Origin of the sequence: Streptomyces sp. G-G2, assembly GCF_030063135.1 — a bacterium.
In the GTDB taxonomy this organism is placed as follows: domain Bacteria; phylum Actinomycetota; class Actinomycetes; order Streptomycetales; family Streptomycetaceae; genus Streptomyces.
This window is the reverse complement of the sequence record NZ_JASISO010000002.1, coordinates 81,571-102,533: the sequence shown is the minus strand read 5'-3', so window position 1 is coordinate 102,533 and position 20,963 is coordinate 81,571. Positions and strand designations below refer to the sequence as shown.

Below are 20,963 nucleotides of genomic sequence, written 5' to 3'. Positions count from 1 at the left end.
CCGGGTCACGCGCGCTTGCGGCGGGCGCCGAGGGCCAGCAGGCCGACGAGGGCTACGGCGACCAGCGCGACGGGCACGATCCGCTCGAGGCGCGGAGCACCGTCCTCGCCCCGCAGCCCGCCCCTCACATCGGTGACGAGCCGGTTGACGGCGACGAAGGCCCGACCGGCCGTGTGGTCCACGACACCGGCGACCTTGGCCTTGGCGTCCCCGACAATCGTCTTCGGGTGCACGCGCACGCCGATCTCGTCGAGCGTCTCGGCGAGCTGCTCGCGCCTGCGGACGATGTCCGCCTCGATCTGTTCGGGGGTCCTGGCTTCCGGCACCGCGCTGCCTCCGTCGTCGTGGTCCTGGTCGTAAGGGGCGTAGTCCGCCGTGAACAGTCTGTCAGCTTAGTCTCGTCCCGTACTGATCCCCTCCCGAGGAGACTGCTGACACATGAGCGAGCGACTGCAGCCGGGCGACACCGCCCCCGCCTTCACCCTGCCCGACGCGGACGGCAACGAGGTCTCGCTCGCCGACCACAAGGGCCGCAAGGTCATCGTCTACTTCTACCCGGCGGCCCTGACCCCGGGCTGCACGAAGCAGGCCTGCGACTTCACCGACAACCTCTCCCTCCTCGCCACGGCGGGCTACGACGTCATCGGCGTCTCCCCGGACAAGCCGGAGAAGCTGGCGAAGTTCCGCGACAAGGAAGAGCTGAAGGTCACCCTGGTCGGCGACCCCGAGAAGGAGGTCCTGACGGCGTACGGCGCGTACGGCGAGAAGAAGCTGTACGGCAAGACGGTCACCGGAGTCATCCGCTCCACCGTGGTCGTGGACGAGGAGGGCAAGGTCGAGCGCGCCCTGTACAACGTCAAGGCCACCGGCCACGTAGCCAAGATCATCAAGGACCTGGGCATCTGACCCCGCCCCCACCCTTGCCCGAGCGGCCCGCCCCAAAGAAATGGAGCGGGCCGCTCCGATTATCGGGCGTAACCGTCCGCATATCGGTTCGTTAGTCCGTACGAGGCCCCGAACGCGCGGCCGGAACGGAACAAGGGGAAAAACCATGGGTGATCCATACGACCGGAACACATTGACCGAGGCCATATCCGAGTCCCGAAGCTGGGCCGACCTGACGCGTCGGCTCGGACTGAAGGCGAGCGGCGGGCAGCGCCGGGCCCTACAGAAGAAGGCCGCCGCCCACGGGATCGACACCAGCCACTTCGCGAAGCAGAGCCCGTGGCGCACGTACCCGGACGCGGCCATAGCCGCCGCTGCCGCGTCGTCGACCACGTTGCGCGAGGTGGCGCTCACGCTCGGAGCCCGCCCCGCCACCGGCACCTTGTCGCACATCGTCCGCCGCATGGCGGCGGCAGGCATCGACATCAGCCATTTCCCGGGAATGGATCGGGGCCACGTCGAGCTGCCACTCACCCCGGCAGAACTCGCCGCCGCGGCGGCGGCCGCCGACAGCCTCCGCGGCGTGGCCCGGGCCCTGGACATGGCGGACGACGGCCGATCGCGAGCCGCACTCGGGAGAATGCTGAAGGAGCACGGCATCGCGACGGCCCACTTCCGGAACTCCCGGCCGACCCTTCCCGAGGAGGCGCTGCGTACCGCCGTCCCGGAAGCGGCGAGCTACGCGGACCTGATGCGCGCCCTCGGCCTCGAGGTCAATGACGTCAATCACCGGCGGGTGCGGCGGCGCGTGGCTCAACTCGGGCTCGGTGTCACCCATTTCACACGGCGCTCCTGGGCGGCCGGCCCAGTGACGGCACCGAGGGCGGTCGCACCCCGCACGCTCGTCCTGCTGCCCGACGGATCCGCCCGGACCGGCCGCTCCCGGCTGCACCGGGCGCTCCAGGAGATCGGCGTCCCGCACGCCTGCGCCCATTGCGGAAATCCCGGCGCGTGGCGGGGCGAGCCGATCACCCTCCAGATCGACCACATCAGTGGGGACTGGCTCGACAACCGAGGGGAGAACCTCCGCTACCTCTGCCCCAACTGCCACGCCCTCACGGCCGCCTGGTGTCGGAACCGGCGAAAGAAGCCTGTCGACCCACGGTGAGTCACCGCCGTACACTAGCCGCAGCCGGCCAGGGCCAATGTCCTAATTGACCGGTTAGTCGCGGTCGTGGTGGAATTGGCCTACACGCAACTTTTAGGTAGTTGTGGGAGAAATCCCTTGAGGGTTCGAGTCCCTCCGACCGCACGCCTTTGAACCGAAGGCCCGAACGCCCTCAGGGCGCGTTCGGGCCTTCGGCGTCTCCGGGGCTCAGCCCAGGAGGTCGCGGATGACCGGGACCAGGCCGCGGAAGGCGTGGCCGCGGTGGGAGATGGCGTTCTTCTCCGGCGCCGAGAGTTCCGCGCAGGTGCGGGTGTCGCCCAGGGGCTGGAGGATCGGGTCGTAGCCGAAGCCGCCGGTGCCCGCCGGGACGTGGCGCAGGGTGCCCAGGAGGCGGCCCTCGACGACGCGTTCGGTGCCGTCCGGGAGGGCGAGGGCGGCGGCGCAGGCGAAGTGGGCCGCGCGGTGCTCGTCGCCGATGTCGCCGAGCTGGGCGAGCAGGAGGTCGAGGTTCGCCTTGTCGTCCCCGTGGGCGCCAGCCCAGCGGGCCGAGAAGATGCCGGGTGCGCCGTTGAGTACGTCCACGCACAGGCCGGAGTCGTCGGCGATGGCCGGGTATCCCGTGGCCTGCGCCAGCGCATGGGCCTTGAGCAGGGCGTTCTCGGCGAAGGTGACGCCGGTTTCCTTGACGTCGGGGATCTCCGGGTACGCGTCCGCGCCGACCAGCTCGTGCGGCAGGCCGGCGTCGGACAGGATGGCGCGGAGTTCGGTGACCTTGCCCGCGTTGCGGGTGGCCAGGATCAGGCGAGTGGGCGTGGAGGTCATGCCTCCATTATCCCGGTGGGCCGAGAGGGCTCCGCGGGGAGGCTATCCCGGGGTGCAGACCTTCGAGATCTCCTTGGCGGCGTCCGCGACCGGGGTGATGTCCGGGGCGGTGTTGCCGCCTTCGATCGACGTACGGACGTTCTTGACCGCCGCGGTCATCGAGTCCACCGCCTTGCCGAGGTCGGCGTTGCCGGTCTGGTCGCCGACCTTCTTGAGGTTCTGCTCGATCTGGTTGAGCGCGTTCTGCGCGTCCTGGGGGCTGTTGCCCGCCTGCGAGACGGCCTGCTGGAGGTCGTTCGCCCCGTCCGTGATGGCTACCGCCGTGTTCGCGCAGTCCATCGCCGTCGATATCGCGTCGCACGAGGTCAGCGCGGGAACGGCGAGCGCGGCGGACAGGAGGACGGCGGACAGCCGCAGGCGGCGACGGGTGCGGTGGTGCGGCATGGGTGTTCCCCCCGGGTCGGATGCGTGGACGGGCGCACGGCTTCGACGCCGTGCGCCCGTACCCGTGGAGACGCGCGCGCATGCCCCGCGGTTGCCGCGGTGGCGGTGTTAGAGCTCCAGCGCTCCGCGCTGGATGGCTTCGAGGTCCGCGCAGCCGCCGGCCGCGAGGTCGAGCAGGGCGTTGAGTTCCTTGCGGTCGAAGGGCTCGCCCTCGGCGGTGCCCTGGACCTCGACGAAGCGGCCGTCGCCGGTGCAGACGACGTTCATGTCGGTCTCGGCGCGCACGTCCTCCTCGTAGCAGAGGTCGAGGAGCGGTTCGCCGTCGACGATGCCGACGCTGACGGCGGCGACGGTGCCGGTGAGGGGCTTGCGCCCGGCCTTGATCAGCTTCTTCTGCTGGCCCCAGGCGATGGCGTCGGCGAGGGCGACGTAGGCGCCGGTGATGGCGGCGGTGCGGGTGCCTCCGTCGGCCTGGAGGACGTCGCAGTCCAGGACGATGGTGTTTTCGCCGAGGGCCTTGTAGTCGATGACGGCGCGCAGCGAGCGGCCGATCAGGCGGGAGATCTCGTGGGTGCGGCCGCCGATCTTGCCGCGTACGGACTCGCGGTCGCCTCGGGTGTTGGTCGAGCGGGGCAGCATCGAGTACTCGGAGGTGACCCAGCCCTCGCCGCTGCCCTTGCGCCAGCGGGGGACGCCTTCGCTGAAGGAGGCGGTGCAGAAGACTTTGGTGTCGCCGTAGGAGATGAGGACGGAGCCCTCGGCGTGCTTGCTCCATCCGCGCTCGATGGTCACCGGGCGGAGCTGTTCGGGGGTACGGCCGTCGATACGAGACATGGTGGCGAGCCTAGCCGGTACGGGCCCGGCCCCCATGTCCTTGTGGAAAGACCCCGTCCGGGTGCGGCCCTGGACGGGGTCTTTCCACAAGGACATGGGGGCCGGATGAGTGGCCGGTGATGTGTTGTGGTGGGTGAGCCGGGTGGGCTCAGCTCACATCATGTCTTCGATGTCGGCGGCGATCGGGTCGGCGTCGGTGCCGATGACGACCTGGATCGCGGTGCCCATCTTGACGACGCCGTGGGCGCCCGCGGCCTTCAGCGCGACCTCGTCGACCAGGGCCGGGTCCTTGACCTCGGTGCGCAGGCGCGTGATGCAGCCCTCGACCTCTTCGATGTTGTCGATACCGCCGAGCCCGGCGACGATCTTCTCAGCCTTGGTGGCCATCTGTTTCTCCCTGAGTTCTACGAAGAACGAGTCTCGGCGGCGTCATGCTCCGCGTGAGCGTCCGCTCCGTCACGGTAGCCCACGGTTGGCTCACTTACGCGGGCACATGTCCGGTATGTACCGAATGATAACGATCAGCAGCAACCTGCCCGGTGGGCGGGTGAATGCGACCGCATCAGGAGTGGTCTACACCAGTGTGCCGCAAGTGTCGCAGCCACCAAAAACGGGCCGGTCACCGACCAGGCCAGGGAGGACGCCGATGAGCGCGAGCAGCGCCGCAGCCGTGCCGCAGCAGAAGTGGTGGAACGGCATTTTCCAAGGGCTCCAGAAGATGGGGCGCAGCCTCCAGCTGCCGATCGCCGTCCTGCCCGCGGCGGGCATCCTCAACCGGCTCGGCCAGGACGACGTGTTCGGCAAGGACGGTCTGGGCTGGACCGATGTCGCCAAGGTGATGGCGAACGCGGGCGGCGCGCTGCTGAACGCCGACCTCGGCCTGCCTCTCCTCTTCTGCATCGGTGTCGCCATCGGCATGGCCAAGAAGGCCGACGGCTCGACCGCCCTCGCCGCGGTCGTCGGCTTCCTCGTCTACCGCAACGTCCTGCACGCCTTCCCCAAGGACTGCCCCGCGGGCACCAAGGACATCAAGGGCGCCTGTCTGGGGAGCGGCGACAGCTTCGTCGAATACACCTTCCAGAACCCCGGTGTCTTCGGCGGCATCGTCATGGGCCTGCTGGCCGCCTGGTTCTGGCAGCGCTACCACCGGGTGAAGCTGGTCGACTGGCTCGGCTTCTTCAACGGGCGCCGCCTGGTGCCGATCATCATGGCCTTCGTCGCGATCGCGTTCGCCGTGGTCTGCCTGTGGGTCTGGCCGCCGATCGGCGACGCGCTGCAGAGCTTCTCCGACTGGCTGGTGGGGCTGGGTGCCTGGGGCGCGGGCATCTTCGGTGTCGCGAACCGCGCGCTGCTGGTGATCGGCCTGCACCAGTTCCTGAACGTGCCGGTGTGGTTCCAGTTCGGCACCTACGTCAAGCCGAACGGCCAGGAGGTGCACGGTGACATCGCCATGTTCCTGGCGGGTGACCCGAACGCCGGCCAGTTCCTCTCCGGCTTCTTCCCCATCATGATGTTCGCGCTGCCCGCGGCGGCCCTGGCGATCACGCACTGCGCGAAGCCGCTGCGCCGCAAAGAGGTCGGCGGCCTGATGCTGTCGGTGGGCCTGACCTCATTCGTCACGGGCATCACGGAGCCGCTGGAGTACTCCTTCCTGTTCGTGGCGCCGGTGCTGTACGTGATCCACGCGCTGCTGACGGGTGTGTCGATGGCGGTGACGTGGGCGCTGGGCGTGCACGACGGCTTCAGCTTCTCGGCGGGCCTGATCGACTACGTCATCAACTGGAGCCTGGCGACGAAGCCCTGGCTGATCATCCCGATCGGCCTGGTCTTCGCGGTCGTCTACTACGCGGTCTTCCGCTTCGTGATCACGAAGTTCAACGTGCCGACCCCGGGCCGGGAGTCGGACGAGGAGATCGCTGCCATGCAGGCGGAGAACACCAAGGCGTAGCCCCTCTCCGCCGCCTCCCCCGCCGCCTCTCGCTTTGCCTCCGCCCCTCCTCCGCTTCACCTGCCGACCGCACCGCCGAAGGCCCCTGGATCCCGATCCGGGGGCCTTCGGCGTGTCCGGAGGCGGCGGATCCGGAAGTGTGGTGCAAGCCACAGGAAATCGAAGGTTCCTTATCTAACCCTCACCGTGTTACAACTGGTCTACACCACCCATTGGTGTAGACCACGTTCGCTTCCCCCGGCGGCGTGTCCCCCTTTTTCGAGACGCCGCCGTCCCCCTTGGATGCACCCCCTTGGCGGCGCCTTGCTCCCCGGAGGAAGTTATGAGTTCGGCTACTGCCGCAACGGCGCCGCCCGCGAAGAAGCGGGGATCGGGCCTGATCCAGGGCCTCCAGAAGGTCGGCCGCAGCCTCCAGCTGCCCATCGCCGTCCTGCCCGCCGCCGGTATCCTGGTGCGCCTCGGCCAGCCCGACGTGTTCGGCAAGGACGGTTTCGGCTGGGACAAGGTCGCCAAGGTGTTCGCCACCGCCGGTGACACCGTCTTCGCCAACCTGCCGCTGCTCTTCTGCATCGGTGTCGCGATCGGCTTCGCCAAGAAGTCGGACGGCTCGACCGCCCTCGCGGCGCTCGTCGGCTTCCTCGTCTACAAGAACGTGCTCACCGCGTTCCCGGTGCACGAGGCCATCATCAACACTACCGAGAACAAGGGTGTTGACATCCCGGCGGTGGTCAACGACCCGGGTGTCCTCGGCGGCATCATCATGGGTCTGCTCGCCGCGCTCCTGTGGCAGCGTTACCACCGCACCAAGCTCGTGGACTGGCTCGGCTTCTTCAACGGCCGCCGCCTGGTCCCGATCATCATGGCCTTCGTCGGCGTCGTCCTCGGCGTGTTCTTCGGCCTGGTGTGGGGGCCGATCGGTGAGGTCATCTCCAGCTTCGGCGAGTGGATGACCGGCCTCGGCTCCGTCGGTGCGGGCCTCTTCGGTCTCATCAACCGCGGCCTGATCCCGATCGGCATGCACCAGTTCGTCAACACCGTCGCCTGGTTCCAGATCGGTGACTTCACCAACCCCGCGGGCGACGTCGTCCACGGCGACCTGCACCGCTTCTTCGCCGGTGACCCGAGCGCCGGTCTGTTCATGACCGGCTTCTACCCGATCATGATGTTCGGTCTTCCGGCCGCCGCCCTGGCCATCGCGCGCTCCGCCCGTCCGGAGCGCCGCAAGGCCGTCACGGGCATGATGGTCTCGCTCGCGCTCACCTCGTTCGTCACGGGTGTCACCGAGCCGATCGAGTTCTCCTTCATGTTCATCGCGCCGCTGCTGTACGCGATCCACGCCGTGCTGACCGCCGTGTCCATGGCCGTCACCTGGGCCCTCGGGGTGCACACGGGCTTCACCTTCTCGGCCGGTCTGATCGACTACGGCCTCGCGTGGAGCAAGTCGACGAACCCCTGGATGATCATTCCGATCGGCCTGGTCTTCGCCGCGATCTACTACTTCGGCTTCCGGTTCGCGATCACCAAGTTCAACCTTCCGACCCCGGGCCGCGAGTCCGACGAGGAGATCGCCGAGATGGAGAAGGCCGAGGCGAAGTAGCCCCGGCTGCCACCACCCGGCACCCGCACGCACGAACCGAAGCCCCCGCCTTCCGGAAGGAGAGCGGGGGCTTCGGTCGTGCGTGCGGGGCGCGTATCGACGGCACTAGTGTCGCGACGGGGCGAACGTTGCCTGACGCGGCACTAGATCTCGTAGACCTCGCCCGCGCGGGCGAGGGCCACCGGGCCCCCGTACACCGCGCGCGCGTCGGCGAGGTTGCGTTCGGCGTCCGTCCACGGCGGGATGTGGGTCAGGACGAGCCGTCCGACCGCCCCGCCCCGGGCGAACTCCCCCGCCTCGCGCCCGTTCAGGTGCAGGTCGGGGATGTCCTCCTTGCCGTGGGTGAAGGAGGCCTCGCAGAGCAGCAGGTCGGCGCCCTCGGCGAGCAGGCCGAGTTCGGTGCAGACACCGGTGTCGCCGGAGTACGTCAGGGAGCGCCCGCCGTGTTCGAGGCGGATGCCGTACGACTCGATCGGGTGCGAGACCCGTTCGGTGCGCACCTGGAACGGGCCGATCTCGAAGTTGCCGGGCTTCAGGGTGCGGAAGTCGAAGACCTCGCTCATCGAACGCTCGTCGGGGACGTCCTCGTAGGCCGTGGTCAGGCGCTTCTCGGTGCCTTCGGGGCCGTAGACCGGGATGGTCCCGCAGCGGCCGCCCTCGTGTCGGTAGTAGCGGGCGACGAAGTAGCCGCACATGTCGATGCAGTGGTCGGCGTGCAGGTGGCTGAGGAAGACCGCGTCGAGGTCGTACAGGCCGATGTGGCGCTGCAGCTCACCGAGGGCGCCGTTGCCCATGTCGAGGAGCAGCCGGAAGCCGTCGGCCTCGACGAGGTAGCTCGAACAGGCCGATTCCGCGGACGGGAACGAGCCCGAGCAACCGACGACGGTGAGCTTCATGGAGCGGGAACCTCCGTGGACGGTCCGTGGACGTTACACGGAGACGGGGAGGGCGACGGGGGCGTGCGTGGAGTCGAGCGTAGAGCGCGGAACGGCCCGTCGCTCCTCCACGGCGGGCCGTTGTGGGGCAACTCACCTGCGCTGTCACCCGGTGGAGCGACGGGCCGTACGCGGGTTGCCGTGCGGGGTTACGGTCGACGCATGGACACGTCCTGGTGGCCCGGTGTCACGGCGGTGGTGGCCGTGGTGCCGGTGGTGCTGGTGACGGCCCGCCCCGGGGCGGCGGCGCGGCCGCCGGGAGCGCTCGGGGCCGCGCACGGCCGGGGCCGCCGCCGCGGCCCGGTGGTGTGGGACCAGGTGCGGTGGCCGCGGCACGGAGGAGCGGGAGGCGAGGGCTCATGACGGCGGAGCACGGCGGCGGAATCCGGCTGCGGCGGGTCTACGATCCCCCGGACCCGGCGGCGGACGGGGTCCGCGTGCTCGTGGACCGGCTGTGGCCGCGGGGTCTGGCGAAGGCGGCGGCCGCGGTGGACGAGTGGCCGAAGGAGGTGACTCCGTCGGCGGAGCTGCGGACGTGGTTCCACGGCGGGGGCGGCAGCTTCGAGGAGTTCCGGGAGCGGTACGAGGCAGAGCTGGCGGGGGCGGAGGCCGGGGCCGCGGTGGCGCGGCTGCGGGGGCTGGCGGCGGCCGGTCCGGTGACGCTGCTGACGGCGGTCAAGGACCCGGCGACCAGCCACGCCGCGATCCTGGCCGCCCTCCTCACCCCCTGACGGGGCCCGCGGTGGCCCCGCGGCCCCGAAGACGCCCTCGAACGCCGGGCGGGCCGAAGCTCCAGCCCCGCCGGCGATTGAGGCGCCCCCCGGAGGGCGGAACCAGCCGCACCCGGCGGCCGTCACTGACACGCGCCGAAGACGCCCTCGAACGCCGGGGCGGGCTGGAGATTGGCCTAGGCCCAGAGTTGGCCCTGGAGGGCTTCGATGGCTTCTTCCGTCGTGGTCGCCGTGTAGACGCCCGTCGACAGGTACTTCCAGCCGCCGTCGGCCACGACGAACACGATGTCCGCCGACTCCCCCGCCGCCACCGCCTTGCGGCCCACCCCGATCGCCGCGTGCAGCGCCGCCCCGGTGGAGACGCCCGCGAAGATGCCCTCCTGCTGGAGCAGCTCACGGGTGCGGGTCACCGCGTCCGCCGAGCCCACCGAGAAGCGGGTGGTCAGCACGGAGGCGTCGTACAGCTCCGGGACGAAGCCCTCGTCCAGGTTCCGCAGGCCGTAGACAAGGTCGTCGTAGCGCGGCTCCGCGGCGACGATCCGGACGCCCTCGACGTGCTCGCGCAGGTAGCGGCCGACCCCCATGAGGGTGCCCGTCGTCCCCAGGCCCGCCACGAAGTGCGTGATGGACGGGAGGTCGGCGAGGATCTCCGGCCCGGTCGTGGCGTAGTGGGCGCCCGCGTTGTCCGGGTTCCCGTACTGGTAGAGCATCACCCAGTCCGGGTGCTCCGCCGCCAGTTCCTTGGCGACGCGGACCGCCGTGTTGGAGCCGCCCGCGGCGGGCGACGGGACGATCTCGGCTCCCCACATCGCCAGGAGGTCACGGCGCTCCTGGCTCGTGTTCTCCGGCATGACGCACACGATCCGGTAGCCCTTGAGCTTCGCGGCCATCGCGAGCGAGATGCCCGTGTTGCCGGAGGTGGGCTCCAAGATGGTGCACCCGGGGTACAGGCGGCCGGACTTCTCGGCCTGCTCGACCATGTGGAGCGCGGGGCGGTCCTTGATCGAGCCGGTCGGGTTGCGGTCCTCCAGCTTGGCCCAGATCCGGACGTCCTCGGACGGGGACAGCCGGGGCAGCCGGACCAGCGGGGTGTTGCCGACCGCCGCCAGCGGGGAGTCGTAGCGCATTACTTCGATCCGCCGGCCACGGCCGGGAGGATGGTGATGCTGTCGCCGTCCTTCAGCTCGGTGGTGATGCCCGCGAGGAAGCGGACGTCCTCGTCGTTGAGGTACACGTTCACGAAGCGGCGCAGCTCGCCGCCCTTGGCCTCGTCGATGATGCGCTCCTGGATGCCCTTGTGGCGGGTCTCCAGGTCGGCGAAGAGGTCGGCGAGGGTGGCGCCTTCGCCGGACACGGCCTTTTCGCCGTCGGTGTAGGGGCGGAGGATGGTGGGGATGCGGACCTCGATGGCCATGGCTGGCTCCAGTCGTGAAGGAAGAGTGCGTACGAGAAGGGCGGAGCTGGGAAAGCGGTGCGGCGGCAGTGCGGAGTGCTGCCGGTGCTCAGGCGGCGACAGCGGCAGGACAGATGGCACTGGCGAGGCGGCACAGATCGACGTGCAGCCGCGCCACGAGCAGCAGCCTGCCGGGCGTCTCGATGCTCACGTCGTGGGGAACCATGCGGTCATGTTAACGATTCCCGGTCCCACGTTTGGAGTGTGATCCCGCATTATGGACGCCAACCGCTCACATACTGGGCAGTAGCCTCCTAGTAACCGGCGACGACCTGCACGTCTTCCTCCGTGATCACCCCGTCGACGATGCGGTACGACCGGAACTGGAACTCCCCCAGGCCGTCCTCGTCCGCCGTGGAGACCAGCACGTAGTGCGCGCCGGGCTCGTTCGCGTACGTCACGTCCGTGCGCGAGGGATAGGCCTCGGTCGCGGTGTGGGAGTGGTAGACGATCACGGGCTCCTCGTCCCGGTCGTCCAGTTCCCGGTAGAGCGTGAGCAGGTCCTTGGAGTCGAACTCGTAGAACGTGGGCGACCGCGCGGCGTTCAGCATCGGCACGAACCGCTCGGGGCGGCCGGTGCCCGCCGGGCCCGCGACGATCCCGCAGGCCTCGTCCGGGTGGTCCTTGCGGGCGTGCTCGACGATCCGGTCGTACAGGTCCTGGGTGAGGGTCAGCATGAGCGAAAGGATAAACAGACGGACCCTCCCGTACCGAGGAGTGGTACGGGAGGGCCCGGATGCTGGACACGAGACCGCTGCGGCGCGGCCTCTGCTGCTACGGAGCCTTGGTGAACGCCGAGCCGCGCGGGTCGCGGCTCTTCATCACCAGGTAGGAGACGCCGAGGATCAGACCCCACAGCGGCGCGCAGTACAGCGAGACCCGCGCGTCCGCGTCGATGCCCATCATCACGATCACCATGGCGATGAAGGCCAGGGCGAACCAGCTCGTGTACGGGGCTCCGGGCGCCCGGAAGGAGGAGCCGGGCAGCTCGCCCCGGTCGGCCTTGGCGCGGTAGCGGATCTGGCAGACCAGGATCATGATCCAGGCCCACATGCCGGAGATGGTGGCGAAGGAGACGACGTAGTCGAAGGCCTTGCCCGGGGCGACGTAGTTGATCCAGACGCCCACCAGCATCAGCGCGGCGGAGAAGGTGGTGCCGACCAGCGGGGTGCCGCTCCTGGTCAGCTTGGTGAAGACCTTCGGGCCCTGGCCGTTGAGCGCGAGGTCGCGCAGCATGCGGCCGGTGGAGTACATGCCCGAGTTGCAGGAGGACAGGGCGGCGGTCAGCACCACGAAGTTGACGATGGCCGCGCCGACGCCGAGGCCCATCTTCTCGAAGGCCAGCACGAAGGGGCTCTCGCCGGCCTTGAACTGGTTCCACGGGATGACCGACAGGATCATGATCAGCGCGCCGACGTAGAAGACGGCGATCCGCCACGGCACGGTGTTGATGGCCTTGGGGAGGGTCTTCTCCGGGTCCTTGGACTCACCGGCGGTGACGCCGACCAGCTCGACCGCGAGGAAGGCGAACATCACGATCTGGAGGGTCATCAGCGTCTCGCCGATGCCGTTGGGGAAGAAGCCCCGGTCGTTCCACAGGTTCGAGACGGTCGCCGTGTCGGCGGCGTCGGAGAAGCCGATGGTCAGGATGCCGGCGCAGATCAGGATCATGCCGACGATGGCGGTGACCTTGACCATCGAGAACCAGAACTCCAGCTCGCCGAAGAGCTTCACGGAGATCAGGTTGGCGGCGTAGAGGATCAGCGTGAAGATCAGCGCGAAGCCCCATTGAGGGAAGCTCCCGTGCGTCCAGAAGGACATGTACTTCGCGGCGGCGGTGACCTCGACGATGCCGGTGACCACCCAGAAGAGCCAGTACGTCCAGCCCGTCACGTACCCCCAGAAGGGGCCGAGGAACTCGCGGGCGTAGTCCGAGAAGGAGCCCGAGACGGGGCGGTACATGAGCAGTTCGCCCAGGGCCCGCATGATGAAGAAGATGACCAGGCCCGCGATGGCGTAGGCCAGAATGAGGCTCGGGCCCGCCTTGGAGATCGCCTTGCCGGCGCCCAGGAAGAGGCCGGTGCCGATGGCTCCGCCGATGGCGATCATCTGGATCTGCCGCGCGCCGAGCGTGCGGTGGTAACCGCCGCCCGCCTCGGGCTCGCCGCCGCCTGACGGCTTGGTGTCGTCGTGCTCGACCTGCACAGAGGTCATGTCTTGGTGCGCCTTTCTCCACGCCGGCCCGCGCCTGGAAGTGGCTGCGGACCGGATCCTCGATCCCCCCGGATACGGATGGAGTTGCACCCGGCGGTCAGCCGGTTCGAGCGAGCCGGGGAACAGGGGTGGCGTCCCGTCGGCAGTCGTGAAGATTTATCACGGGCTTATGGGTGATCGAGGCGCGAAAAAGTGACGCACAGCACGAAAAAATAGGGACAAAGCGCGTAGGAAAGATCAGATCACCGCATGGCGGTGACCTGATCGTTATCCGGATTTGAGCGTCCGCTGAGCGAACGACGCGTGAACGCAGTGGGGCTCAGAGCGTCTCGATCAAGGTCTCCTGGAGACCGCCGAGCCACAGGTACGCCATCACCATCGGTTTGCGCGGATCGTCGTCCGGCAGCCCGAACAGCACCGCGCTCTCGTCGTCCTCGGTGATGTCCAGCCGGGCCGCGATGGTGAGCCGCAGGTCGTTGAGCGAGCCGAGCCAGCGCAGCGGCAGCTCGCCGGTCAGCTCCAGCAGCGCGCCCTCGTCGCCCTCGTCACCGGCGGACCTCAGCGCGTCGAGGCTGCGTACGACGGCCAGCGCGTCCTCGCGCTTGCGCGAGCGCAGGTCGTTCTCGGTGTACCGGCGGAATTCGGCCGAGTGGGCCCGCAGCTCCTCCGGGTCGGCCCCGCCCCCGGCGCCCGGGCCGCCGTACGCGTCCGGGAACAGCCGGGCCAGCGCCGGGTCGGAGGGCGGCTCGGTGGGGCCGTCGGCGGCGAAGAGCACCGCCAGCGGATCGGCGTCCGCGGCGGGCTCGGCGGGGCCGGGCCCGATCAGCTCCAGCAGCTGCACGGCCAGCGAGCGCAGGATCTGGATCTCGATCCCGTCCAGCCGGGCGGCCGCGCCGCCGTTCTCGAGCGGCACGAAGGTGCCCGTCTCGCGCTCCATCAGTTGCGGTCCTGGGAGAGGGTCGCCCACAGGCCGTAGCCGTGCATGGCCTGCACGTCGCGTTCCATCTCCTCGCGGCTGCCGCTGGAGACGACCGCCCGTCCCTTGTGATGGACGTCGAGCATCAGCTTGTTCGCCTTGTCCTTGGAGTAGCCGAAGTACGCCTGGAACACGTACGCCACATAGCTCATGAGATTGACCGGGTCGTTGTGCACCAGGGTCACCCAGGGGACGTCCGGTTCGGGGACCGCGAAGGTCTCCTCGGCGGATTTGGTGCGTTCGATCTCAATGGGGGCGACACTCACTTGTCCCATGCTGCCACTGGGACGGGCCGGTCGCACAAACGGGCCCTACATCTCGTCACTCTGACGAGATGTGCGCTAGCATCCGTGCCATGAACCCTGCGGACCTGGGCCTGCCGGTGGACGTACCGTCGACGGCGCTCTTCACGGACCATTACGAGCTGACGATGTTGCAGGCGGCGCTGGCCAACGGCACCGCCGACCGGCGTTCGGTCTTCGAGGTCTTCACCCGGCGGCTGCCCGAGGGGCGGCGCTACGGAGTGGTGGCCGGAACGGGCCGGGTGCTGGACGCGGTGGAGAACTTCCGCTTCGACGCCGCCGTGCTGGAGTTCCTGCGCGAGCGGGCCGTGGTCGACATGCGGACCCTGGACTGGCTGGCGTCGTACCGCTTCTCCGGGGACATCTGGGGCTACCCGGAGGGCGAGGTCTACTTCCCCGGCTCGCCCGTCCTGCGCGTCGAGGGCAGCTTCGCCGAGTGCGTGCTGCTGGAGACCGTGGTCCTCTCGATCCTCAACCACGACTCGGCGATCGCCGCCGCCGCCTCCCGGATGTCCTCGGCGGCGGGCGGGCGCCCGCTGATCGAGATGGGCGCGCGGCGGACCCACGAGCTGGCCGCGGTGGCCTCGGCGCGGGCCGCGTACGTCGGCGGTTTCGCCTCCACCTCGGACCTGGCGGCCGGCTTCCGGTACGGGATCCCCACCGTGGGCACCAGCGCGCACGCCTTCACCCTGGTGCACGACAGCGAGCGGGACGCGTTCGAGGCCCAGGTGGCCTCGCTGGGCGGCTCGACGACGCTGCTGGTGGACACGTACGACGTGGCCGAAGCGGTACGGACGGCCGTGGAGATCGCGGGGACCGGGCTCGGCGCGGTGCGCATCGACTCCGGGGACCTGCTGCTCGTCGCGCACCGGGTGCGGCAGCAGCTCGACGAGCTGGGCGCGACCTCCACGCGGATCGTGGTCACCTCCGACCTCGACGAGTACGCCATCGCCTCGCTGGCGGCGGCGCCGGTGGACGCGTACGGGGTGGGCACGCAGCTGGTCACCGGCAGTGGGCACCCGACCTGCTCGATGGTCTACAAGCTGGTCGCCCGGGCCACCTCGGCGGACCCCAAGGCGACGCTGCACCCGGTGGCGAAGAAGTCCTCCGGCGGCAAGACCTCGGTGGGCGGCCGCAAGTGGGCCGCGCGGCGCCGGGACGCGGACGGCGTGGCCGAGGCGGAGGTCCTCGGCACCGGGCCGGTGCCGTCGGCCCTGGCCGGGTCGCAGTTGCTGGTGCAGCTGGTCAAGGGCGGTGAGGTGGTCGCGCGGGAGCCGCTGGAGGCGGCGCGGGACCGGCACCGGGGAGTGCTGGCGGCCCTGCCGCTGTCCGCGACGCAGCTGTCGCGGGGCGAGGCCGTGATCCCGACCGAGTACGTCTGACCCACCGGGCCGGACCGGCTGCCTGGCGGCACCTTCCCAGCCCCGCCGGCGGGGCTGGAGGGGCCCGGATCCGCCGGGGCGGGTGGCGGGTGGCGGATTCGGGGAGGGGGCCTCGGGGAAGAGCCCCCGGAAGGGCCGGGCCGGCCAGGGGCAAAGGCGGCGCCGTCACATCGAGCGAAGGACACGCGACATGCACCGCGCACTGATCGTCGTCGACGTACAGAACGACTTCTGCGAGGGCGGCAGCCTCGCGGTCACCGGCGGCGCCGACGTCGCCGCCGCGATCACCGAGCTGATCGGCCAGGCCACCCCCGGCTACCGGCACGTCGTGGCCACCCGGGACCACCACATCGACCCCGGGGACCACTTCGCCCGCCCCCCGGCGGAGCCGGACTTCGAGACCTCCTGGCCCGTGCACTGCGTCGCCGGGACCGAGGGTGTCGGGTTCCACCCGAACTTCGCCCCCGCCGTCGCCTCGGGCGCCGTCGCGGCGGTCTTCGACAAGGGCGCGTACGAGGCGGCGTACAGCGGCTTCGAGGGCGCCGACGAGAACGGCCTGACCCTCACCGACTGGCTGCGGGCCCGCGAGGTCACCGAGGTCGACGTGGTCGGCATCGCCACGGACCACTGCGTACGGGCCACCGCCCTGGACGCCGCGGCGGCGGGCTTCGACACCCGCGTACTGCTCGATCTCACGGCGGGCGTGGCCCCGCACACCACGGAGCGGGCCCTGGAGCAGCTCAGGGCGGCCGGAGTGAAGCTCTCCGGCTCCCCCCACGCCACCGGCGCCTGAGGGCGCCGCAGGACCACGCCGGCGCCGCCCCAGTGCCGTGACCGGGAAGGTGTGCCGGGTCACAGCCCTAGGCCCCCGGCAGGAGCGCCCGGATCGGGTGCCAGAGTTCCTCGGCCCGGTCCGGGGCGCAGCGCCACAGGAGGCCGTCCGGGTGGTGCAGGACCGCCGTCACCTCGTCGGGTGTCGGCGGCTGCGCGTTGCCCCGCAGGTACACGGCCCGCATCCCGAGGTTCCGCAGCCTGGTCAGGGCGCGGGCCCGGTTCACGGCGTGCACGAGCACGCGGACATTTCCGCCCTCACCGGACGGTCTGGGCAGCGTGAGCGCTACGACCACGCTGCCGCCTGGCAACCGGACAAATCCTCCACCGGGCATGCTTGTCATCTCCCCCGTCAATAAGAAACTCGCACCGGCATCTAAACGCGAACGGCCGCCGCCCGCTAGAGGGCGACGGCCGATCATGCTCTGACCTGCGGTTTTGCGTGTTACTTGGTGGAGGGACCGACCTCGACCGTCATCTGGAGACCGTCGTAGGGCTCCTTCACGATCTTGATCTTGGTGTTGGTGTCAGTGACCTTCACCGAACCGGTCGGGTTCTCGTCGTAGAAGTACTTGCCCTTGTGGTCGTCGAAGACCAGGTTGGCGGGCTTCGGCTTCAGGAAGAGCGCCTCACCGTTCTTGTGCAGGGTGAAGGCGTCCGTCGAGTACGCGCTGAAGGTGGCGTCGTACGGCTGGATCTTGTTCCGCAGCAGGGTGCCGTCGGCCCACTTCATGGGCTTGGCGTTGGCGTCGATCGGAAGGATCAGACCCTGGCCCGGGTGCTGGCTGGTGTTGTTGTCCTTCTGGGAGGTGTCCCACTGCCAGATGAGCAGGCCGTCCTGGTACGGGTAGTGCTCGACCCAGCCCGGCTTGGTGTTGGAGAAACCGAAGTTGTACGGACCCACCTTGAGGGTGGAGTCGTACGAGACGTAGCGGCGGTTCTCCGCCAGGTAGTACTGGGCGTACTCCTTGGTGAAGTTGGCCCCGATGCGCGAGAAGCCCTTGCCGGTCCAGCCGTTGTCGCCGTTCTCGGCGCCGTCGGTGAAGAGGGTCTGGCCGTCCGCGGTCACGGTGATGGCGTCGCCGGTGAAGCCCTTGCCGCCCGCGCCACCGTCCGTCTGGTAGCGGAAGCGGAGGTCGAACTTCTTGCCCGCGTAGGCGTCGAGCGGGTAGTTCAGGTCCTGCCAGGCGCCGGAGGCGTCCGTCAGGGCCGGGGAACCGCCGGCGTCGAGCGGGATGGCCTTGCCGTTGGCGGTACCGGCGAGGGCGTTCCAGTTGGCGCCGCCGTCGGTGGAGACCTCCGCGTAGAGGAAGTCGTAGTCCTTCTCGATGTCCCACCAGCCCTTGAGGGACAGGGCGGCGGAGGTCTTGCCGGTCAGGTCGACCGGGCGGGTGAGGGTGTTCTTGAGGTCGTCACCCATGTTGCTCCACCACTGCGAGGAACCCTCGGCGGGAGCGACGATGTCCGTCCTGACCTGCTTCTTCGGCAGCTCGACGACCAGGGCCTGCTTGTCCTTGGTGTTGAACTCCGAGACGCCCAGCTTGTGGGTGGACTTCGTCGCGGCCTTGGCCGTGTCGTAGTTCAGCCAGCCGAGCTGGTACTTGTCCCAGGCCGTCATGTCGCCGGGGAGGTCGCCGATCGAGTCCTTGCCGTCGCCGAGCCAGGAACCGGCCGACATCAGGGACCAGAAACCGACCGAGTTGTCGCCACCACCGGAGGTGTCGTACAGGTCCGGGAGGCCGAGGTCGTGGCCGTACTCGTGCGCGAAGACGCCGAGGCCGCCGTTCTCGGGCTGCATGGTGTAGTCGCCGACCCAGATGCCGGTGTTGCCGATCTGGGTGCCACCGGCCTTGTTGTCCGCCGGGCCGGTCTTGCCCGCGTCCGTACCGTAGGCGTACCAGCGGTGCGCCCACAGGGCGTTGGTGCCCTGTACGCCGCCACCGGCCGACTCGTCCTCGCCCGCGTGGACGATCTGGAAGTGGTCGATGTAGCCGTCGGGCTCGTTGAAGTTGCCGTCGCCGTCGTAGTCGTTGCGGTCCCACTGGTCGTACTGGGACAGCGTCGCCTTGATCTCGGCGTCGGTCTTGCCGGCCTTCTTCTGGCCTTCCGCCCACGCGTTGACGCCGTCCTTGACGGTGTCCCACACGTTGTTGCAGTTGGTCTGACCGCAGTAGTTCGAGCCGTAACGGGCCTCGTTGTACGGGATCTTGACCCAGTCGGCGACCTGGCCCTCGACCGAGTAACGGCCGGAGGAGGTCTTCTCGTAGTAGGTCTTCAGCGAGTTCTTGCCGGGGCCGGTACCGAAGTACAGGTCCTGGAAGTAGTCGCGGCTGAAGTCCTTGCGCCACGCCGTGCTGTTGTTCGTCGTACGGTCCGGCTGGGCTATCTGGTTGTGCGCCGGGCCGGCGTTGCCGCCGTACTTCTGGACCGGGGGCTTCGGACCGTCGGGGCCGTCCGGGTCGAACATGGTGGTGCTGTCGACCTGGTCGCCGAAGTCGACGAGGATCGTGAAGATCTTGTCGGTCTTCTCGCGGCCCAGCTCGACGTACTTCTTGTCGTCGAGCTTGACGACCTTGGAAGCACCGCGCTGCTCGACGTTCTTCTTGCCGGCCAGCACCTGCTCCAGAGCGGCCTTGCGGGCCTGCTCCTGCTGCTTGGTGAACGGGCCGTCGAGGTTGTGCTGGACCTTCTCGGCGGCCGGAGCCGTCGGGTCCTGACGGTCGGACGAGGACACGGCACCGGGGCCGGTGCTCGGTCCGGCGGCGGTCGCCGTGCTGAAAGCGGCGCCGGTGGCGGCGCACGCGGCGATGGCCACGGCGACGGCCGTGGTGCGCAGCGCTCTTCTTCGGGCGGAGTTGCTGGTCACTTGATGTCGTTCCCCTCCCGCGGCCGCCAGGACGGTCGGAACGTCTCCATAGGAGCGGGGGGTTCCGCGCGGCACGCGTCTCAAGTGACGACATTTGACCGGAGTAACGCGAGAAAAGACAGACCTTGACTTGATCCCTACAACTGCACTATGCGGTCAAGGAGTTCCGTTATTCGGACGTTCCACGGTCATACGGGACGAACCACACTTCCCGCCCACGCCGTTCCGTGCCCGCCCCCCGACATCCTGGGCCATCGCATGACTCTGTGCGCCCCCTGTGCTCCGGCGGGCCAGTGCCATCAGGTGAGGACAGGCTTACCGTTGGTCGGGCTCGGGCATCCCCCGTCGTAGAGTCCCCTCCCTGCTTGAGGACGGATATCGCCATGCCGCGACCGACCGTGGTTCAGCTCACTTCCGGTTCCGTCACCGTCGTCGTCTCGACGATCGCCATGCTGCTGCTCTCGCAGACGAGTACGGGCGTCGGCGTCGCGGTCATCTCGGCGGCGGCCCTCGCCCTCGGCCTCCTCGTCGCGCTGACCGTCCCCATGCCGAAGCGGCGGCGCCGTGGTTCCGACACCGCCGCTCCTGCCGCGCTCACGCCGACGGCCGCCCGGGTACCCTCACCACGGACGGCCGCCGCCGAACACCACTCGCTGCACCGCTAGCCCTCCGGCCGTCAAGCCGCCCGGCCCGCTGGGCCGTTCATATCGCTCGGCCGTTCGGTCCGCTCGGCCTCGGTCCGCGACCCCGTTCAGATCGCCGGGCCGCTTCACGGGGTCGCGGTGACCACCACGGTCTTGGCGGCCTTGTCGTGCCACCCCTGCTTGTACGGCTTGTCGATGAGCACGGAGACGACGAGCGCGATCGGCCACAGGCAGAAGCAGCAGATCAGCGTGGGCAGCCACAGGACCGCCGCACGGGTCAGCGAGGCGTTGGACGGCGGCACTCCGCCGTCGTTGAGCATCGCGACGCGCAGCCCCATGAGCTTCTTGCCGAGGGTCTGGCCGTTCCTCTTCGTCATGAACCAGTCGTAGCCCACGTACGCGAGGATCCCGATCAGCGTCCAGATCAGACCGCTGCCGCTGTACGAGCGGACGACGACATCGCTGACGTCGTCGCCCTTGTTCGTGTCGACGACGTACCGCTTGCTGCTGAAGATCAGCTCCAGCACGTACAGCGGGATGCCGATGATGAGCGCGTCGATGACCCGGGCGGCGAGCCGCTTGCCGAACGGGGCCAGCGGGGGCATCCCGGCGAGCGGGTCGGGCATCCCGTAACCGCCGCCTCCGCTCCCGCCGTAGGGGTCACCACCGCCGCCGTAGGGGGGCGGCGGGGGCGGGTAGCCGCCTCCGCCGGGCGGGTGTCCGCCGCCGGGGGGAGGTCCGCCGGGAGGGGGTCCGCCCGGCGGCGGGCCGCCCGCGGGGGGCGGGGGCGAGCCGTACGGCGAACCGCCCGACGGGGGCGTCGGCTGCTGGGGCTTCTTGAGGAACGGGTCGTCCTCGGGCGGCTGGCCCGGCGGCGGCTGGTCGGTACTCATGGCCCGAGTCCAACCCGGGCCGGTGGCCCCCGCAACGG

At 69.6% G+C, this 20,963-nt stretch carries 24 protein-coding genes, 1 tRNA gene and 1 pseudogene; 10 read left to right on the top strand and 16 right to left on the bottom strand.

The window, feature by feature from the left end:
• Positions 1–5: 5 nt before the first annotated feature.
• Positions 6–326: a DUF3618 domain-containing protein gene (locus tag QMF80_RS02000; RefSeq protein ID WP_283448916.1), complete on the bottom strand. Its 321-nt coding sequence runs from the start codon at positions 324–326 to the stop codon at positions 6–8.
• 112 nt (positions 327–438) lie between these two features.
• Between QMF80_RS02000 and bcp the strand changes: the two genes are divergently transcribed.
• From bcp to QMF80_RS01985, 3 genes are all read left to right on the top strand, one after another.
• Complete coding sequence (bcp, locus tag QMF80_RS01995; protein ID WP_283448915.1) at positions 439–906, top strand: thioredoxin-dependent thiol peroxidase; 468 nt, start codon at positions 439–441, stop codon at positions 904–906.
• 145 nt (positions 907–1,051) lie between these two features.
• On the top strand, positions 1,052–2,053 hold the full coding sequence (locus QMF80_RS01990; RefSeq protein WP_283448914.1) for an HNH endonuclease: 1,002 nt from the start codon (positions 1,052–1,054) through the stop codon (positions 2,051–2,053).
• Between the two features lie 60 nt (positions 2,054–2,113).
• Positions 2,114–2,197, top strand: a tRNA-Leu gene (locus tag QMF80_RS01985).
• Between the two features lie 63 nt (positions 2,198–2,260).
• Here the strand turns inward: QMF80_RS01985 and rdgB are convergent.
• The 4 genes and pseudogenes from rdgB to QMF80_RS01965 form a co-directional block, all read right to left on the bottom strand.
• Complete coding sequence (gene rdgB / locus QMF80_RS01980) at positions 2,261–2,875, bottom strand: RdgB/HAM1 family non-canonical purine NTP pyrophosphatase (RefSeq protein WP_283448913.1); 615 nt, start codon at positions 2,873–2,875, stop codon at positions 2,261–2,263.
• Between the two features lie 42 nt (positions 2,876–2,917).
• Positions 2,918–3,319: a hypothetical protein gene (locus tag QMF80_RS01975; protein WP_283448912.1), complete on the bottom strand. Its 402-nt coding sequence runs from the start codon at positions 3,317–3,319 to the stop codon at positions 2,918–2,920.
• 108 nt (positions 3,320–3,427) lie between these two features.
• Positions 3,428–4,153: a ribonuclease PH gene (gene rph, locus QMF80_RS01970; protein WP_283448911.1), complete on the bottom strand. Its 726-nt coding sequence runs from the start codon at positions 4,151–4,153 to the stop codon at positions 3,428–3,430.
• Positions 4,154–4,306: 153 nt separating this feature from the next.
• A pseudogene (locus QMF80_RS01965) lies at positions 4,307–4,543 on the bottom strand (PTS sugar transporter subunit IIB); the annotation flags it as partial.
• Between the two features lie 256 nt (positions 4,544–4,799).
• Between QMF80_RS01965 and QMF80_RS01960 the strand changes: the two are divergent.
• Together QMF80_RS01960 and QMF80_RS01955 are read left to right on the top strand one after the other, a co-directional pair.
• Entirely contained in the window at positions 4,800–6,101 is a 1,302-nt protein-coding gene (locus tag QMF80_RS01960) for a PTS transporter subunit EIIC (RefSeq protein ID WP_283448910.1), read from the top strand.
• A 322-nt stretch (positions 6,102–6,423) separates the two neighbouring features.
• Positions 6,424–7,698 (top strand): PTS transporter subunit EIIC, encoded by a 1,275-nt coding sequence (locus QMF80_RS01955; RefSeq protein WP_283448909.1) that lies wholly within the window; start codon positions 6,424–6,426, stop codon positions 7,696–7,698.
• A 143-nt stretch (positions 7,699–7,841) separates the two neighbouring features.
• On the opposite strand, the gene QMF80_RS01950 is transcribed toward QMF80_RS01955, so the two are convergent.
• On the bottom strand, positions 7,842–8,594 hold the full coding sequence (locus tag QMF80_RS01950; protein ID WP_283448908.1) for an MBL fold metallo-hydrolase: 753 nt from the start codon (positions 8,592–8,594) through the stop codon (positions 7,842–7,844).
• 201 nt (positions 8,595–8,795) lie between these two features.
• Here QMF80_RS01950 and QMF80_RS01945 point away from each other — a divergent pair, with 201 nt between their 5' ends.
• A complete protein-coding gene (locus QMF80_RS01945) occupies positions 8,796–8,996 on the top strand; it encodes a hypothetical protein (protein ID WP_283448907.1) in 201 nt (66 codons plus the stop codon).
• Positions 8,993–9,364 (top strand): DUF488 domain-containing protein, encoded by a 372-nt coding sequence (locus tag QMF80_RS01940; protein WP_283448906.1) that lies wholly within the window; start codon positions 8,993–8,995, stop codon positions 9,362–9,364. The genes QMF80_RS01945 and QMF80_RS01940 overlap by 4 nt, the downstream gene beginning before the upstream one ends.
• Positions 9,365–9,540: 176 nt before the next feature.
• Here the strand turns inward: QMF80_RS01940 and QMF80_RS01935 are convergent, their stop codons facing one another.
• From QMF80_RS01935 to clpS, 7 genes are all read right to left on the bottom strand, one after another.
• The gene (locus tag QMF80_RS01935; RefSeq protein WP_283448905.1) at positions 9,541–10,491 is read right to left on the bottom strand and encodes a PLP-dependent cysteine synthase family protein; all 951 of its coding nucleotides are present in this window, start codon (positions 10,489–10,491) and stop codon (positions 9,541–9,543) included.
• Positions 10,491–10,778 (bottom strand): MoaD/ThiS family protein, encoded by a 288-nt coding sequence (locus QMF80_RS01930; protein WP_283448904.1) that lies wholly within the window; start codon positions 10,776–10,778, stop codon positions 10,491–10,493. Before QMF80_RS01930 ends, QMF80_RS01935 begins: the two co-directional genes overlap by 1 nt.
• Positions 10,779–10,866: 88 nt before the next feature.
• Positions 10,867–10,983, bottom strand: a complete 117-nt coding sequence (locus QMF80_RS37980; protein WP_349372164.1) for a putative leader peptide — start codon at positions 10,981–10,983, stop codon at positions 10,867–10,869.
• An 88-nt stretch (positions 10,984–11,071) separates the two neighbouring features.
• Positions 11,072–11,494: a M67 family metallopeptidase gene (locus QMF80_RS01925; RefSeq protein WP_283448903.1), complete on the bottom strand. Its 423-nt coding sequence runs from the start codon at positions 11,492–11,494 to the stop codon at positions 11,072–11,074.
• A 97-nt stretch (positions 11,495–11,591) separates the two neighbouring features.
• A complete protein-coding gene (locus tag QMF80_RS01920) occupies positions 11,592–13,031 on the bottom strand; it encodes an amino acid permease (RefSeq protein ID WP_283448902.1) in 1,440 nt (479 codons plus the stop codon).
• Between the two features lie 319 nt (positions 13,032–13,350).
• Positions 13,351–13,968 (bottom strand): DUF2017 domain-containing protein, encoded by a 618-nt coding sequence (locus QMF80_RS01915; RefSeq protein WP_283448901.1) that lies wholly within the window; start codon positions 13,966–13,968, stop codon positions 13,351–13,353.
• Positions 13,968–14,282 (bottom strand): ATP-dependent Clp protease adapter ClpS, encoded by a 315-nt coding sequence (gene clpS, locus QMF80_RS01910; RefSeq protein WP_283448900.1) that lies wholly within the window; start codon positions 14,280–14,282, stop codon positions 13,968–13,970. The genes QMF80_RS01915 and clpS overlap by 1 nt, the downstream gene beginning before the upstream one ends.
• An 80-nt stretch (positions 14,283–14,362) precedes the next feature.
• Between clpS and QMF80_RS01905 the strand changes: the two genes are divergently transcribed.
• A complete protein-coding gene (locus tag QMF80_RS01905) occupies positions 14,363–15,691 on the top strand; it encodes a nicotinate phosphoribosyltransferase (RefSeq protein ID WP_283448899.1) in 1,329 nt (442 codons plus the stop codon).
• A 190-nt stretch (positions 15,692–15,881) separates the two neighbouring features.
• Positions 15,882–16,484 (top strand): isochorismatase family protein, encoded by a 603-nt coding sequence (locus QMF80_RS01900; RefSeq protein ID WP_283448898.1) that lies wholly within the window; start codon positions 15,882–15,884, stop codon positions 16,482–16,484.
• A gap of 67 nt (positions 16,485–16,551) precedes the next feature.
• Here QMF80_RS01900 and QMF80_RS01895 read toward each other — a convergent pair whose 3' ends face one another.
• Positions 16,552–16,857 carry a hypothetical protein gene (locus QMF80_RS01895; RefSeq protein ID WP_283448897.1) on the bottom strand — a complete coding sequence of 102 codons (306 nt, stop codon included), beginning with the start codon at positions 16,855–16,857 and terminating at the stop codon, positions 16,552–16,554.
• Positions 16,858–16,967: 110 nt separating this feature from the next.
• On the bottom strand, positions 16,968–19,388 hold the full coding sequence (locus QMF80_RS01890; protein ID WP_283448896.1) for an immune inhibitor A domain-containing protein: 2,421 nt from the start codon (positions 19,386–19,388) through the stop codon (positions 16,968–16,970).
• A 383-nt stretch (positions 19,389–19,771) separates the two neighbouring features.
• On the opposite strand from QMF80_RS01890, the gene QMF80_RS01885 reads away from it, so the two are divergent.
• On the top strand, positions 19,772–20,053 hold the full coding sequence (locus QMF80_RS01885; protein WP_283448895.1) for a hypothetical protein: 282 nt from the start codon (positions 19,772–19,774) through the stop codon (positions 20,051–20,053).
• Positions 20,054–20,157: 104 nt separating this feature from the next.
• On the opposite strand, the gene QMF80_RS01880 is transcribed toward QMF80_RS01885, so the two are convergent.
• Positions 20,158–20,925 carry an RDD family protein gene (locus tag QMF80_RS01880; RefSeq protein ID WP_283448894.1) on the bottom strand — a complete coding sequence of 256 codons (768 nt, stop codon included), beginning with the start codon at positions 20,923–20,925 and terminating at the stop codon, positions 20,158–20,160.
• Positions 20,926–20,963 lie beyond the last annotated feature (38 nt).